Annotated in this window: 18 protein-coding genes and 2 pseudogenes; 12 read left to right on the top strand and 8 right to left on the bottom strand. The window is 34.2% G+C overall.

The window, feature by feature from the left end; all coding sequences use genetic code 11:
• The first annotated feature begins 108 nt into the window (after window positions 1–108).
• From B5P40_RS08300 to B5P40_RS08280, 5 genes are all read left to right on the top strand, one after another.
• Window positions 109–1,848, top strand: a complete 1,740-nt coding sequence (locus B5P40_RS08300; protein WP_113709109.1) for an S-layer homology domain-containing protein — start codon at window positions 109–111, stop codon at window positions 1,846–1,848.
• A gap of 122 nt (window positions 1,849–1,970) precedes the next feature.
• Window positions 1,971–2,621 (top strand): hypothetical protein, encoded by a 651-nt coding sequence (locus B5P40_RS08295; protein ID WP_113709108.1) that lies wholly within the window; start codon window positions 1,971–1,973, stop codon window positions 2,619–2,621.
• A 155-nt stretch (window positions 2,622–2,776) separates the two neighbouring features.
• Window positions 2,777–3,091 carry a PadR family transcriptional regulator gene (locus B5P40_RS08290; protein WP_001078068.1) on the top strand — a complete coding sequence of 105 codons (315 nt, stop codon included), beginning with the start codon at window positions 2,777–2,779 and terminating at the stop codon, window positions 3,089–3,091.
• 16 nt (window positions 3,092–3,107) lie between these two features.
• On the top strand, window positions 3,108–3,719 hold the full coding sequence (locus B5P40_RS08285) for a DUF2812 domain-containing protein (protein ID WP_002125711.1): 612 nt from the start codon (window positions 3,108–3,110) through the stop codon (window positions 3,717–3,719).
• Between the two features lie 477 nt (window positions 3,720–4,196).
• Window positions 4,197–5,111 carry an alpha/beta fold hydrolase gene (locus B5P40_RS08280; protein ID WP_113709107.1) on the top strand — a complete coding sequence of 305 codons (915 nt, stop codon included), beginning with the start codon at window positions 4,197–4,199 and terminating at the stop codon, window positions 5,109–5,111.
• Window positions 5,112–5,315: 204 nt separating this feature from the next.
• Here the strand turns inward: B5P40_RS08280 and B5P40_RS08275 are convergent, their stop codons facing one another.
• The 4 genes and pseudogenes from B5P40_RS08275 to B5P40_RS08260 all read right to left on the bottom strand — a co-directional run bounded on the left by B5P40_RS08275 (window position 5,316) and on the right by B5P40_RS08260 (window position 6,811).
• Window positions 5,316–5,540 carry a hypothetical protein gene (locus B5P40_RS08275; protein WP_002035172.1) on the bottom strand — a complete coding sequence of 75 codons (225 nt, stop codon included), beginning with the start codon at window positions 5,538–5,540 and terminating at the stop codon, window positions 5,316–5,318.
• A gap of 420 nt (window positions 5,541–5,960) precedes the next feature.
• The gene (locus B5P40_RS08270; RefSeq protein ID WP_000764047.1) at window positions 5,961–6,170 is read right to left on the bottom strand and encodes a glycine zipper domain-containing protein; all 210 of its coding nucleotides are present in this window, start codon (window positions 6,168–6,170) and stop codon (window positions 5,961–5,963) included.
• 92 nt (window positions 6,171–6,262) lie between these two features.
• Window positions 6,263–6,496, bottom strand: a pseudogene (locus B5P40_RS08265) (DDE-type integrase/transposase/recombinase); the annotation flags it as partial.
• Between the two features lie 114 nt (window positions 6,497–6,610).
• Window positions 6,611–6,811: a DUF1657 domain-containing protein gene (locus B5P40_RS08260; RefSeq protein ID WP_000218933.1), complete on the bottom strand. Its 201-nt coding sequence runs from the start codon at window positions 6,809–6,811 to the stop codon at window positions 6,611–6,613.
• Window positions 6,812–7,021: 210 nt separating this feature from the next.
• Between B5P40_RS08260 and B5P40_RS08255 the strand changes: the two genes are divergently transcribed.
• Window positions 7,022–8,248, top strand: a complete 1,227-nt coding sequence (locus B5P40_RS08255) for a phospholipase D-like domain-containing protein (protein WP_113709106.1) — start codon at window positions 7,022–7,024, stop codon at window positions 8,246–8,248.
• 194 nt (window positions 8,249–8,442) lie between these two features.
• Here the strand turns inward: B5P40_RS08255 and B5P40_RS08250 are convergent, their stop codons facing one another.
• On the bottom strand, window positions 8,443–9,375 hold the full coding sequence (locus tag B5P40_RS08250) for an LVIVD repeat-containing protein (protein WP_002140670.1): 933 nt from the start codon (window positions 9,373–9,375) through the stop codon (window positions 8,443–8,445).
• Between the two features lie 588 nt (window positions 9,376–9,963).
• Here B5P40_RS08250 and B5P40_RS08245 point away from each other — a divergent pair.
• The 3 genes and pseudogenes from B5P40_RS08245 (at window position 9,964) to B5P40_RS08235 (ending at window position 12,316) form a co-directional block, all read left to right on the top strand.
• Entirely contained in the window at window positions 9,964–10,188 is a 225-nt protein-coding gene (locus B5P40_RS08245) for a hypothetical protein (protein WP_016119742.1), read from the top strand.
• A 144-nt stretch (window positions 10,189–10,332) separates the two neighbouring features.
• Window positions 10,333–11,094, top strand: a pseudogene (locus B5P40_RS08240) (IS4 family transposase); the annotation flags it as partial.
• A 4-nt stretch (window positions 11,095–11,098) separates the two neighbouring features.
• Window positions 11,099–12,316, top strand: coding sequence for an erythromycin esterase family protein (locus B5P40_RS08235; protein WP_113709105.1), 1,218 nt, complete (start codon window positions 11,099–11,101; stop codon window positions 12,314–12,316).
• Between the two features lie 405 nt (window positions 12,317–12,721).
• Here B5P40_RS08235 and B5P40_RS08230 read toward each other — a convergent pair whose 3' ends face one another.
• Both B5P40_RS08230 and B5P40_RS08225 read right to left on the bottom strand, forming a co-directional pair.
• Window positions 12,722–13,033, bottom strand: a complete 312-nt coding sequence (locus tag B5P40_RS08230) for a hypothetical protein (protein ID WP_113709104.1) — start codon at window positions 13,031–13,033, stop codon at window positions 12,722–12,724.
• Between the two features lie 186 nt (window positions 13,034–13,219).
• A complete protein-coding gene (locus B5P40_RS08225; protein ID WP_016119747.1) occupies window positions 13,220–13,690 on the bottom strand; it encodes a hypothetical protein in 471 nt (156 codons plus the stop codon).
• Between the two features lie 273 nt (window positions 13,691–13,963).
• On the opposite strand from B5P40_RS08225, the gene B5P40_RS08220 reads away from it, so the two are divergent.
• From B5P40_RS08220 to B5P40_RS08210, 3 genes are all read left to right on the top strand, one after another.
• A complete protein-coding gene (locus tag B5P40_RS08220) occupies window positions 13,964–14,353 on the top strand; it encodes a YflT domain-containing protein (protein WP_000448809.1) in 390 nt (129 codons plus the stop codon).
• Window positions 14,354–14,403: 50 nt separating this feature from the next.
• On the top strand, window positions 14,404–14,604 hold the full coding sequence (locus B5P40_RS08215; protein WP_000004264.1) for a CsbD family protein: 201 nt from the start codon (window positions 14,404–14,406) through the stop codon (window positions 14,602–14,604).
• 74 nt (window positions 14,605–14,678) lie between these two features.
• Window positions 14,679–14,930, top strand: coding sequence for a GlsB/YeaQ/YmgE family stress response membrane protein (locus B5P40_RS08210; protein WP_113709103.1), 252 nt, complete (start codon window positions 14,679–14,681; stop codon window positions 14,928–14,930).
• A gap of 170 nt (window positions 14,931–15,100) precedes the next feature.
• Here the strand turns inward: B5P40_RS08210 and B5P40_RS08205 are convergent, their stop codons facing one another.
• On the bottom strand, window positions 15,101–15,301 hold the full coding sequence (locus tag B5P40_RS08205; protein ID WP_002140674.1) for a methyltransferase: 201 nt from the start codon (window positions 15,299–15,301) through the stop codon (window positions 15,101–15,103).
• Window positions 15,302–15,383: the final 82 nt, after the last annotated feature.

Here is a 15,383-nt window from a genome sequence, read left to right as displayed (position 1 = left end):
TTAATATATCCTCCGAAAAGTTTTAATTGTATAATATGTTTTGTCATATTCTTTTAGATTTTTCGACAAAAAATAACAAAAATAGAAGACGTATTGGGAGAATGCATTATGTACATAAAACTATTAAAATCAATTACATCATTATCACTTATTGGTGGTGCTTTATTATATACAAATGGCAGTGATGTGAAAGCTGCTGAAACGGGTGCTTTTTCGGATGTACCTACATCGCACTGGTCCTATCCTGCGATTAAAGACTTAGCGAGTAAAAATATTATTTCAGGCTATGGAAATGGGATGTTTGGTTTTGGTGATGTTGCGACGAGGGAGCAGGTGGCAGCGTTAGTTTATCGAGTGTTAGTACCGAATAAGCAAGGTGGTACGTTTAGTAATGATGGTGCTCGTTATGTATTAAAAGATGGGTCTACTTTAAACAATCCTTATCGTGATATTCGCTCAGGTTCTACACTGTTTCCTGAAGAGGTTTTAACGTTAACGAAATTAGGGGTTTTTAAAGGTGATGCAAACGGTGGATTTAGACCGAAAGATTCAGTTAGCCGCGCAGAAATGGCACAAATTCTTACAAACGCTTTCCATCTTTCTGCGAAACAAAAGCATACGTTTAACGATGTTCCAAGCGGTTTTTGGGGTGAAAATGCAATAAGTGCAGTGCAATCAAACGGGATTGCATCTGGTACAGGAGACGGGAAATTTGAACCAGCTAAAACGGTAACGCGTGAACAGTATGCACAGTTTTTATATAATGCATTGAAATATAAAAAGCCTGAGGTTGCGGTGCAAGATACAGAAGATGCGGCATTATTAACAGCATTCAAAAATGAAGTGCAAACGCGTATTAATACGTATGAAACGAACATTACACTTCCATATAAAACGAAAAATAATAATACAAAAGAAGTTATGAATACACTTTTTAACGCATATGAAGAAGTCGCAAATAAAAATGAGTATACAAATTATAATAGATCGAATATTTCATACTCACTATCTGGATCACCTGGAAATTATACATTTACGCTAAATATTACATATCGCGAAACGAAAGAACAAACAGAGTATGTGATGAAACAAGCGAAAGCGATCGTTTCTTCTATTATTCAAACGGGAATGGATGATCATGAAAAAGTGAAGGCGGTTCATGATTACGTAGTAAAACATGTTTCTTACGATACGTCTTATAAAGCCTATACAGCATATGAGGCACTCGCGAATCGTTCTGCCGTTTGCCAAGGTTACACACTATTAACCTATCAATTATTAAAAGAGGCTGGAATTGAGAATCATTTTGTAGTAGGAACTGGAGACGGTCAGCCTCATGCTTGGAATTTAGTGAAAATCGATAACAAATGGTACCATCTTGATACAACATTTGATGATCCAGTGCCAGATGAACAAGGCCGCGTAACGTATTCTTATTTCAACTTATCAGATGAGCAAATCGCAAAAAATCATGAGTGGAACCGCGGGGACTATCCGCAGGCTACTACAAATTATTATGATACACTGATGAGTAAAATCGCAGGGGGTAGCTCGAAATCAACTGCATACGGACAAATATTAAAAGATACAAAATTAAATTATTTAGCAAATGAATACATCGCAAATAACTATACTGAGTTGAAAAATAAAATGCAGCAGCGTTATAGCGAAAAACCAGAAAAGATTGAAATTCTTTATAAGCAATCAATGGACGGTGCACTGCAAGATGTGAAAAAAGCAATTGGAGAAATCAGTTTTCCAAAAGGATCAAACCGTGTTTCTTATAAAGCGGAGCCGTATAATGCAAAAGAAGGATATTCTTTGGTGACGATTACGTTTATGTATTGATAATGAAAAAAGCATCTATTTCAGATGCTTTTTTATTATTTTAGTTCGACATAATGTGATAACGGAACATAATTGCATCTGTTATGATAACTTTTGAAATTTTACATTTTGGAGGATTAGCAATGGACAAAAAGAAGATTTTTGCTGCGTTAATAGGAATCGTGGTTTTAATTGTAATTATTAATGTAGTTGTTACGAAAGGGAAGACGGCATCAACTAGTGAAAGAATGTACACTGAGAAAGAATATAATAAATTAGTAGATGAGCATTTTGAAGAAACGCAAAAGTTAAAAGGTGATAAGAGTGCATTAGAAACTGAAAATAAATCTCTTGATGCACAAGTTAAGAAGTTAAAAGATGAATTAGCGAAAAAAGAGCAACAAGTAGCGCAGCAGCCAGTTCAACAAGAACAGCCGAAACAACAACCGCAACAACCAACACCAGCACCAACTCCACAGCCGGAAACGAAAGAAGAGCCTAAAACAGAACAGCCTACGGGTGCATTCGCAAATCCTGTGAAAAGTATAAATAAAACAGAGGCAATGAATAAAGTGAAAGAAAAGGCGAAGCAAGACTTCCAAGATGACTATATGACGCAAAATTTTGTTGCTGAGGAGCAATCAAAAGCATTTGACTTCTTAAATGGAGTAGAAATCAAATCACAAGAAGAATTAAATGTGATGAAGAAGGCATTGAAAGATTTTCCTAACGATTTTATGACAGTGAAGTTTGTTTATGAAGAGCAAATGAAGGCGAAGAATAAGCAGGGGTAATACTAAAAACGCTATCTTTTAAAAAGGTAGCGTTTTTGTTATGGAGTATAAAGTTATTTCTGCATTTGACATATACAGTCTAACTGTATAAAATCAAACTATGCAGTTAAACTATATAGTTTAGCTATATATTAATCGTTACATTGGAGGTCTTTATGAATAGAGATAAAAATTTACCATTAACGGAAACAACGTATTACGTTCTTTTAGCTTTATTAGAGCCAGCTCATGGATATTTAATTATGCAAAAGGTGGAGGAACTTAGTAATCATCAAGTGAAAATCGCAGCGGGTACATTGTATGGTGCGGTTGAAAATTTATTAAAACAAGGGTTAATAGAATCGGTAAAAAGTGAAGATAAACGAAGAAAAGTGTATGTCATTACGGAACGCGGGAAGGAAGTATTGCACTTAGACTTTATGAGAATGCAGCACATTATTGGGGTTACAAAAAGCTTATTAAATGTATAGTTAGGGGGAAGCGAAGATGTGGAGATTGAAATTCTTTTTAGATTTTGAGAAAGAGGAAAAATGGTTAGAAGAGATGGCTTGGAAAGGCTATCAACTAGAAAGTAATACATTTGGTTATAAATTTAAAATCGCAGAACCAGAGGATGCGACAATTAAAATAGATTATAGAATATTTTATAGACGAAGTGATTTTATTAATTATTGTACGTTATTTGAAGATAGCGGCTGGAAGCATATAGCCGGTAAATGGTGGGCAGGCACGCAATATTTTAAAAAGATAGATGAGGAAAGTGAAGATGACATTTTTTCAGATCAAATGTCACGAGCAGGGAAGTATAAACGTTTATCTAAGACATTTTTAGAATTAGCAATATGTTATTTTCCTCTATTAATGCTATTTATGTTTAATAATACAATTGATTTAGGAGTGATGTTAAATCCGAAAGGCCTATACTATACACCAGGATTATGGGATATGCACGGCGCAGCATTTTTAGGATCATTTTTATTTGAAACGCCATTTGCATTAATGAGGGGCATTTCATGGTTGTTTATCCCAGCTGCGATTGGTATGTTTTTCTTTTTCTCATATAAAGCAAATCGATTGTATGAAGAGAGAAAATACTAAGAGGACCCCCTTAAAGCTGATGTTTTGAGGGGGATTCTTTTGAATTTGTAAATGGTATACTTGGTTGTAATCAACATTAATTCCCTTTATTAGTGTTTGAATGTGATGTAATTTTGATAATAATATTCCTTAGGAGGATGATTATCATTAATATACTTTTAGGTGTCATCACTGCTATTGTCCTCTTATTAATCGCTGCATGGACTACAAAAAGACCTAATACAGACGACCAGCATAGATAAACCATTGTATTTCTCAATGAACAAAACAACTTAACATGGTAAAATAATATTTGGATGGGAGTCCAATATATATTATTAAAATTAAGATGGTTCAAGTCGGAGAAAGGCACCTTAGGGTGTCTTTTCTTTTTTCTAAATGAGAGTTTTGGCTTAAAGAAGATAAATTTTCAACGGATTATTGTCATGAATATATTGATAAAGTTCATCAATATATTTGTAGAAAGGAGGAATTCAAGTGAAGAGAGATGATAATAGGATTGGTCACTTTACATCTGAAAAAGGAAAGGAAGACTTTCAAATTGCCTACGATGAATCAATGGCACTTCTTCCAAAACCTAACGATACGAAAGATATAAAAACTAAATATGGCACAATTCGTGTTTATTACTTTACTAAAGAGGAAAACAAACATAAGGAGCCAATACTCTTACTCCCTGGACGTGGTGCATCTACTCCAATGTGGGTACCCAATTTAGAAGGGCTAAGGGAGAAAAGGCCTGTTTACACGATAGATTTACTCGGTGAACCTGGAATGAGTGTGCAAACGAAGGTGATTGAAAACCAAAAACAACAAGCAGAATGGTTAAATGAAGTAATTGAAGAATTAAGTTTAGAAAAAGTGCATATCGTGGGTGTCTCCATTGGAGGTTGGACAACAATGAATTTGGCCAGATATAATCCAGAGCATATTGCTACGGCTAGTTTATTGGACCCAGTCTTTGTATTTGCGCAAATGCCCATAAAGATGATTCTTGCATCTATTCCAGCTGCCATTCCTATTGTACCTAAGTTTATAAGACAAAAGATGTTAAGCTATGTATCTGGAGGAGCAGAAACAAATGACGATGAGCCTATCGCTAAGTTAATCGAGTCGGGTATGCGTAACTATAAACTTAAAACACCAGCACCTGATCTATTTAGTAAAGAAGACTTGAAAAATATCAATGTTCCAGTGCTTGCATTAATGGCTGAAAAAAGTACAATGCACAATTCTGTAAAAGCAGTTGAAACTGGGAAAAAATACGTTAAAGATATAGATATAGATATAGTTAACTGGAAAAATGCATCTCACGCAATCAATGGTGAGTTCTCTAACGAAGTTAATGCCAGAATCCTTGATTTTATAGAAAAACATTCTAATGATAACTAAGTTGAAAGTGGAAAATATGTTGTAATAACAACTTTATCTCTATATAGCTATTTAGGAGGATTTAGCTCGTTTTTTGTTTTAGGATATTAAAGTACCCCTAAATGGAATTTTTTTATAGCACCGAAGTTCATTTTTATGATTTTTGGGGAAGAATGTGCTTCTTAACTTGATACCGCAAAAAAACAAACAGGAATGACTATTAAGTCATTCCTGTTCCTTAAAGAAACCTTCTATGGTACTAGTAACTTCCTTGAATGCTTCACCTTGGACACTAGAAATTGATAATCCTCCAATTATATTTTTCCACTGTGAATTTACACTATCCCAGTTATCATCCCAATTTTCAGTAATATGCTTATAAGCTTTAAAAGGTTTATCACGACTTGGTGAAACATATTTTAAAGCATCTATCAACTCTACAAACTCCAAAACACTTCAGGCCCTTCTTTTAGAATTGGAGTTACCTCTTCGTTTCGAGATAAAACTTCCATTTAGGTGGTGCTATTAAATTTAAAAAGCTAAAACAAGCATAACCCCGTTCTAAATTTAGGACGGGGTTAAAATATAGTTGTTTAATTTCCGATATAAGATACTTCACTGTACTCAAAAATATAACAATAAAGTCGATTGATAATCTAAGGTTTATTCAGCAATAGCGCCCGATTGCGGAAGACCAAGAAAATGATTATGATTGCTGCTTATAGCTTGTTGAACTAACGCACACGTTACTTTAAGTGAATTGATTCACAATCTTACTGGGAATTTACCTAAAAAAGCTGAATTAACTTAATAAAAAAAAGGACTCCCTTTTTGGGAATCCAATTCATTCAGTGTCACTTTGGTTAAAGTCTAATCTTCTCGGTTCGCAACACTGTCATTAGCCTCATCGGCACCTTCGCCGACTTTGTTACCCATCGCTCCTCCTGCAACAGCTCCTGCAACGGTACCAAGTGGACCAAGAACAGAACCCAAAGCAGCTCCAGCGACAGCACCGACACCAGTTCCTACCGCTTCGCCAGTATCATTATCAACACGGTTACGTTCGTTTTTATCAGCCACTCATCTCACTCCTTATTTAGAATAGACAAGTGCATTCTAGCACAATACCTTACATATTTTGACCTATAAGGACAGATTTATGCGAAGTGTTAGAATCCTGAGGATTTAGCAAACCGGCGCTTTACATAGCGATGACCTTGTTCTATGTAATTATTGAAATGTTTGATTGTAGAATGAGTAGTACTTTTATAAAAGTCATTCACCTTTAATTTTTTGAGTGAACAAAGTAAAGAAAGGGCCTTATCTGTTGTCAGAACCGTTGGTTCTCCAAAAGTTTGAACGAGTCGTTTCATAAAAGCATACGCAGATTGTGTATTCCGTTTCTTAAGTTGATGGGCATATGGCGATACCCTTTAATCGTAATCAGCATTATGATAATCATTATTTAAGCTGGGCACTCTTCCATGGGGACGATATTCTATGTGAAAGGTATTATGTTATTACTTGTACTGAGGCTCTTCATGTTCAATTTGTTGAAGACGAGGATTTAAAGATTCAATAATTTCTTGAGTTTGTTGTGCTGCACCTTTATATAATTGTTTTGCTTGCTTGTTATCAGTATCAAGAACAAATCCTTCTAGGCATGCTTGAGCACTCTTTAATCCAGCGATAGTTTGTTTAAGTTTAGTACTTACTGTCATGTAGTATTCCTCCTTGTAAATGTACTTCAAAATATAGAATGCCTATTTTGTTATCATAGTGCGATTTCCAATTTTAGGGATATGCGAATGAGAAATTTTATAGTTAATCATTCAAAGGAGAATTTTTTAGCTAATAGATGTATGGAATAGTTTTGTCCCAATAACAAAAACTAACAGAAATAAAACGATAATATATAAAGGAGATTAAATATGCTGAAAAAGATAGGAAGAATTTTCCGAGTATTCCTCTTTTTATTTATCGGTGGATGTTTAGTTCTGTTTGTTTGGGGGGAAATTGACAGAACAATAGCCGAAAAAAATGGGGTATTTAGCCAGAATTCTAGTCAATACCCTATGCGTCAAAGTGATATTACTATGTATACAGATGGGAAACAGTTAAACAATCAATTATTCTCAGATATAGAGAAAGCAAAGCATTACGTGCATATTAACTTTTTTTCTATTGCTGATGATAAAGTAAGTCATCAGTTTCTAGAGCTATTGCGGAAAAAAAGTCAGGAAGGTGTAGAAGTATACTATGCAGTGGACAGGTTAGGTGGAATTTTACTAAAGAAAAAGGAAAGAGAATTATTAGTTAAAAAAGGAGTTCATTTTACATATTACAATAAACCTGTTTTCCCTTATCTTTTTTCTTCTTTGGATCATCGGAATCATCGTCGTATTTCAGTTATTGATGGAAAGGTTGGTTACATTGGCGGATTCAACATCGGAAAGAAGTATTTGGGGGAAAAAGAAAAACTTGGTTATTGGAGAGATTATCATCTTCAAATACGAGGAGAAGGAGTTCAAGATTTAGAACACCAATTTGTATTAGACTGGAATAAAAACTCAGAGAAACCGATTCCGATACACAATGCGGTAAAGGAAAAGGGAGCAACCTCGCAACGATTTACTGCATATTATAGCGGAGAAAAACTTGGGCAAGATTATGCAATGCTGTTTCAACAAGCAAAAGAATCCATCATTATATTAACACCTTATTTTATACCAAAAGACAAAACTATTTGGAAAGCATTAGTAGATGCAAGAAAGAGGGGAGTCCGTGTCAAAATTCTGTTCTCACCTCATTCGGATGCACTATTAGTTAAAGAAGCAGCATATCCATATATCCGAAAAGCATTAAAACAGGGAATAGAAGTATATGGTTATAAAAAGGGAGTGTTACACGGTAAAGTATTTTTGATTGATGAAAAAGTATTGATGGTTGGGACCGTGAATTTTGATTCACGCTCGTTTCATTTAAATGAAGAAATGAACTGTTATATTCATGACCCTATCTATATTTCGAGAATAAAACCAGTGATTAATGCAGACTTACAAAATTCAAAGCAAGTAACATCCTCTTACGTCAATCAATTATCTATAAAAGAAAAAATGAAAGAAAAGGTTGCAAAAATGTTTGAGTATTATTTGTAAAGACAAAGTATTTTTATATTAGGGATAGTTTCACATTGCCATCAAGATAAGAAATGCAAATACCCCATATCCATCAAGCTAACAAGGACGAGTTACCCCAAAACGATAAAAACGATCAACATGCATCAAAAAAACCACGCTAAGCAAAAATACAATAAGCTGTCCATATGGACAGCTCATTTACATAATTACCGTTATTGGTAGTTGTATCCGAATACCGTAAAAATTGCTAATCCATTAGGAAAATCTAAATCTCCAGCACCAAAATCTCGAACATGTATAGGAACTGTAGGATTGGTAATATTATAAATTTCTACTGTGTTATCTCCAGTATTTGCGACATAAAGAGTAGTATCTGTAATAGCCAATACAGCAGGAGCATTTAAATCTCCAGCGCCGAACTCTCCTACACGAACAGGGGTTGTAGGATTGGTAATATTATAAATTTCTATCGTGTTATCTCCAACATTTGCGACATAAAGAGTGGTACCTTTAGTAGCTAATCCGGCAGGGACATTTAAATTTCCAGCGTTAAATTGCCCGACACGCACAGGAACCATAGGATTAGTAATATTATAAATTTCTACTGTGTTATCTCCAGTATTTGCGACATAAAGAGTGGAATCTGTAGTAGTCATGCCGGAAGGGAAATTTAAATCTCCAGCGCCGAACTCTCCTACACGAACAGGGGTCGTAGGATTGGTAATATTATAAATTTCCACCGTGTTATTACCACCATTTGAGACATAAAGAGTGGTACCTGTAATAGTTAATTGATCAGGAACATTTAAATCTGCTGTCCCAAATTCTCCTATGCGTATAGGGGCTATAGGGTTATTGATATTGTAAATTTCTACACCATCTCCTAAATTCGCGATATAAAGAATAGTATCTGTAATAGCCAATCCCGCAGGAGCTAAATTAGTTACTGATGTAAACTCTCCTACACGTATAGGAGCCGTAGGATTGATAATATTATAAATTTCTATCGTGTCATCATCGATACCGCCGTCAGAACTAGATACATAAAGAAATTTAGCTTTCACAATAATAGGAGGGGCAGCAGGTGGAAAAGCAGGAAAAAGTCTATGACAGCATTTTTTTTGTTTTGAAAAATATGAGTTCAAAACAGTTCACCTCTTTTTTTGAAATTGAATATAATTATTTATATTCAAATCGAATAATTAAGCTTGTATGCTTATCTAATAAAATTGACGATGTATATTCTATTCATATGAGGTTAACATAACGTCCTATTATCAGTAGCAAGAATAAGGAGGAACCCTAATCTCATAAGTAAATCTCCTTTTTTGTTCTATGGATCTATGCATTTTTTTATACATTCCTATCCTGGCATGGTTTTTAGGTTACTGGATTAGCAGAAAAACTGTATAAAATCTTGCATACTCTTAGCCTGTTTTTTTTCCGAAATGCTGGCGGTACCCCATGGCTATCAACCTAAAATTTTATAGTACCCCCAAAACGAGAAAATTGGCATCTCCAGGTGAAAATATACATTTTTTGTTTTGGGGCAACTAGTTTCATTAGCTTGATGGGCATATTGGTGGAACCCCGAAATGGACATTTGAATAGATAATGCCTTCCTTAAAATAACCTTAATTAAAACATAGTTTTGATAATATATGGAAAATAAATGGTACAATTTTCTGGTATAACCTAAATGAAATTTATTTTAGAAAAGGGGTAGAAGGGAAATGTTCCAGAAGTTCAAGTTTTATTTAATGAGCATTGTAATTAGTTCAATGTTAGGCGGAATTATTATAGGTGCTAATTTCTTGGTCCATAACATATATAATTTAGTTGCAGGTAAAGAATATCATTTTAATATGTGGTCTTCTATTATTATATTTAGTGTTGTATTTATTTCGGGTTTCTCGTACGCGTTGAAGAAGGGGCCAGATATATTTGTTAATGATTAAACCAATAGCAATTATTGTAGGCGCTGCCGTGATCTGGGTGGCGTCTTGTTTGTTGTTAAGGAAAGATAACAAAACTAAATTTCCTTAAAATGAAAAAAAACGCTATTCTTTCTGTAGAATCATAGGAAAGGATGGCGTTTTTTTATGTCTGTTTCTGTGTCTGACGAATTACAACTATTTGCTCAAGAGATTCAAAGTTTTTTATCTCCAAATGCCTTACGGGATCTTGCTAGAGATGTTGGTTTTGTACAACGAACCAGTAAGTACCAAGCAAAAGATTTAGTAGCTTTATGTGTATGGGTGAGCCAAAATGTAGCTATGACTTCTTTAACTCAGTTATCTAGCTGTTTAGAAGCATCAACAGAAGTACTCATCAGTCCTGAGGGACTGAATCAACGGTTTAATAAGTCGGCCGTCCTACTCTTACAACAGCTACTAGCCGAACTACTAAGCAAAAAATTGGCCGCATCTATGCCGATTTCTTCTCCATACACTTCTGTTTTCAAGCGTATTCGTATTTTAGATTCAACTGCATTTCAACTCCCGGATGTATTTTCATCGGTTTATCCAGGTGCAGGAGGATGTAGCCATACTGCTGGGATAAAAATTCAACTTGAGTATGATTTGTTAGGCGGACAGTTCTTACATATTCATACAGGTCCAGGTAAACAACATGATCGTACTTACGGCTCTCTGTGTGCCCCAACTGTGACGGCAAATGATTTATGTATCCGAGATTTAGGTTATTTTCATTTAAAAGACCTTCAATATATAAAAGATAAAGAGGCCCACTATATCTCTCGTATCAAGTCGAATACACGTATGTATCAAAAAAATCCTAACCCTGATTATTTTCAAGATGGAAGAATTAAGAAAGGTACAGAGTATATACAGTTAGATATGGAGATATTTGTCCTTTTTAAAAGAAACCGTACAGGATAAACGTATTGTTCTTCTCGGTGAAAGTACACATGGTGCCAAAGAAATAAACCAATCTAAAGTACGGATCATTAAGTATTTGCATGAAGAAATGGGATATGATGTACTGGCATTTGAATCTGGATTTGCAGAAGCAAATGCTGTTAACCAAAAACTGGACCGATTAACTGCTACTCAAGCCATGAAACAATCTTTAGAAACCGTATGGCATACAGAAGAAATTGAGGAACTGTTTCATTATCTAAAAGAGCAAAAAGAAAAAGGGACTCCACTGATTTTAACTGGATTTGATACTCAAATTTGGTGGGAATCATCTTTCCCACAATTTGCAAAAGAATGGTTAGAGAAAATTAGTCCTGAAATTGCTAATGATGTTGAATTAGCTGATAAAGAATTGGTCGATATAGAGCGGACATTTACCCCAAAAGATAATCAGTATCCGTATGAACAATATAAAAAGGAGATTCAGCCAGTAATAGACAAATACGAAAAAATCAAAGCATTTATTCAAGAGCATAAAACTGAATTACTCGAGGTCGCACCAATTAATACATATGATGTAAATCTGTTAGAGAAAGCCATTAGTATACGAATTGATACGATTAAAACACATCAAGATGCTAAAGTAAAAGAAAAAAACTTAATATTCTCACCGAATCCAAAAGCGTCTGAGTTCTCACTTTATATTCGAGATCAGAAAATGGGACAAACTTTAGCATGGTTAAGTGATATTCAATACAAAAACAAAAAAATCATCGTATGGGGACATAACTATCATATTCGAAAACAAAATTCAAAGATGATACTCGATTTTACTGATATACAAAAATATAACTTTGTAGCACCGAATATGATTGATTACATGCCTAAACGTATTAAAGATCAAATGTACATGGTCGGTGTGTACGCTTATAGTGGAAGCAGCTGGAATAGCGGTATTAATGAAATAGTTCCTGTAGAAACTGATCACACGGAACAGAGTATTGAAAAAATATTAAGTGCTGCACAATCCCCACATATATTTGTCAATTTAAAAGGTGAAAAAAACCGTCCAGAAACCTCTTGGATGTTCTCTCCTACTGCGGGAAGATACTGGGGTCTGAAGGAATCTGAAGAAATTATGAATCCAATTGAACAATATGATGGTATTCTATGGCTAGACCATATTACACCATCGCAAATGAAATAAATAATTGAAGTAGGTCACAATTACTTTGTTATGGAAAACAAACAATCAGATGAAACAATAAATGTACAATATGACTTAACATAGTAAAATAATATTTGGATGGGAGTCCAATACATATTATTAAAATTAAAGTGGTTCAAGTCGGAGGAAGGCACCTTAGGGTGTCTTTTCTTTATTACTTCAATTTGTAAATTAATAAAAAAAGACTAGCAGCATATACTAGTCATTCTAAATGAGGTACCGCTACACCGCTATCAAGTTAAGAAATACATTCTTCCCCAAAATGAAAAAAATGAACTAAATTTCTATGGACAACTATGAAAAGATGAAATTTTCATTTTGGGGATACTTCAAAATCTTAGGTTGATGGGCATGTGGCGGGACCCCAAGTTGTATTTTACTTCCTTATTTTAAAATACCTGATTGGTCAATAAAGTCATATAATTCGTTGCGAATAGTATTATTCATAGATATATTGTTAAAAGCTCCCTTTAAGTCTCTTACTGGTGTACCTCCATTACAACTCAGAATTTGTTCTGCAATTTCACGAAGTGTAATGAACCCTATTCGCCCGAACCCCTTCATCCAGTTTGAAAACATTTCGAAGTCTGTTGCTACCCACCTTACATCAGAACCAGGTATACCTTTCTTAGCGAAAATTGAAAAATCGTACGTATCCCGGGTCCATGCATAAGTAGTTCCATTTACTTTATGCATTTATGAATGGAGCAGGTCCTTTTGAAAATAAAGAAAAGACACCTTATAAGGTGCCTTCCTTCGATTTGGAACATTTTAAGTTTAATAATATACGGTCTCGCCACTGACCTATTAGGCTGAAATTTTATAGTGTTTCTGAACAAAATTTTGTGCTGATTTTGAATCCTTAAGTTGATGGGGATCCTTTTATGTTTTATCATTTTTAAAAAAATCCTTCATTATCTTAGCGCCTTTAATATTCACCGTTACAGCTTCTACTTTATCTTTCTTCTCATCTTTAGCAATCGTAATTTGTTCCTTATTATCAACCCACACAAGAAACTCTTCTTTTGAGTCATCTTTATATGTAACGGTTATAGTAGAATGCGCAGATTGTTTCTTTTTTTGATCTAGTGTGATTGTTTTCGGTGTTCCTTTTTGGACTGCTGAAGCGATTGATTGTATCATTTCCTCGTTATCTGTTTGAGATTTGGAACTAGTATTACTTGTTGTTCTAAGCATCTCAATGTTGGTAATGTCTGCAGAGTTTAATTGAATGGCATTTTTCGTATTTTCTTGCTTAGTTGTTGGAGTATTATTTGTAGTAGAAGTGCTTGTACAGCCTATTAAAGTGAAAGATAGAGCGGTTAGAGCGCATATAGATATGATTTTTTTCATAGTATCCCTCCTTACGTTTAATTATAACAATTTTCTGTTATTTTAGGTAGTTATTGTAAGGAGATAATTTTGTAAATCATAGGGAGACATGTTTACTAGTTTTAATGATGTTCGTATGAATAATATGAAGCGTATATATGAAAAATATGCGGTTCATTCTCTATCAAAATCAAAATTCACATAATTTTTTTCATATTTTATGTTTAACATTTCGAAAATGGGTGTATTACATATAATATAACAAATAATTCATTTTAGAGGAGGAAGTTAAAGATGGAAACGAAGTATAGTAAACCTTTTGTATATGAATTTATTACGGAGAAAGAGGTCATGAATGCAGCGAATGATCTAGTGAAGAAAGGAATCGACCAAAAAGATATTTACGTATTAACACATGAGAAAGAAAGGACAGATAGAATCGCAGACAATGCAGACGTGAATACAATTGGAATAAAAGAAGAGGGACTTGGGACAAGTATTATTAATGTCTTTCAAAAAACAGGAGATCAGTTAAGAAATAAGATGCAAGAATTAGGACTTAATGAGGAAGAAGCTAACTTTTATGAAGAAAAACTGGATGAAGGGAAAATCTTGTTATTCGTTAAGGATTTAGAAAGAGTCGGTGAATGGTTACAAGAAAGAAGATGCACGTATTCTATTTAAATTCATACTCTTTAAATCTACAAATCTATTACGAAAAGGAGATTGGAAATATGAGTGAGAGCGGGCTAAAAGAACAAATTACTGGTAAAGTTGAAAAGAAAAAGGGGCAAGTAAAAGAAGGAATTGGTGAAGTTACAGAAGATAGAGAGTTGAAAAATGAAGGGAAGTGGGAGAAGACGAAGGGAACTGTAAAAGAAAAAGTCGGAAAAGTGAAACAAAAGATAAGTGATGGATTGGATAACAAAGAATAATACATGTTTATCAAGCTTTGGTTAAACGCCAAAGCTTGATAAATCCATTATAAAAATATATAGGAGGTCTAATTGTGGGACTTATTATTACGTGTATTGTAGGTGGACTTATTGGTGCGTTAGCTGGAATGATTACGGGAAAAGACTTTCCTTTAGGTATAGTTGGTAATGTTATTGCCGGATTAATCGGATCTTGGGTAGGTAGTGCGTTATTTGGTCACTGGGGCCCTAAATGGGGAGGCATCTTTATTCTTCCAGCTTTATTAGGTGCAATCGTCTTTATTTTAATCGTTACATTCTTTTCTAGAATGCTACGGAAAGCGTAAGTATGATAATGAATAGTAATCTTAAGTTTGTTATATGTGACTATAAGGTTAATAAGCTCATAAAAATACATAAAAAAAGCATCCNNGGATGCTTTTTTTATGTATTTTACATAGGAATGAGTGGAGGATGAAGAACCCCCACTCATTAAAATTACACTTTCTATTATGTATTAAGCTATCGTTACCTTTTTACAATTATTTATTCTTACGACCTGCCTCGGTTCTATATGAGATAAGTCCTCGCTATTACCTATATCAACTACAATTGTATTCGTTAGTATGTTAATAATGGAACCAATTAATTTTGTAGCATGATCGTGTCGATAAGAAAATTGAACAAAATCTCCCTTTTTAAAGCTGTGCTCTTCCATAGATAGATCCCCCTAAAAATAATGTTTATACATTATACATACACAAATTTATAAGGTTTAAACATTGGGTAGTATTTTTTTT

The organism is Bacillus sp. SRB_8 (assembly GCF_003264205.1).
Lineage (GTDB): Bacteria > Bacillota > Bacilli > Bacillales > Bacillaceae_G > Bacillus_A > Bacillus_A mycoides.
This window is presented reverse-complemented; position numbering and strand designations above follow the sequence as displayed.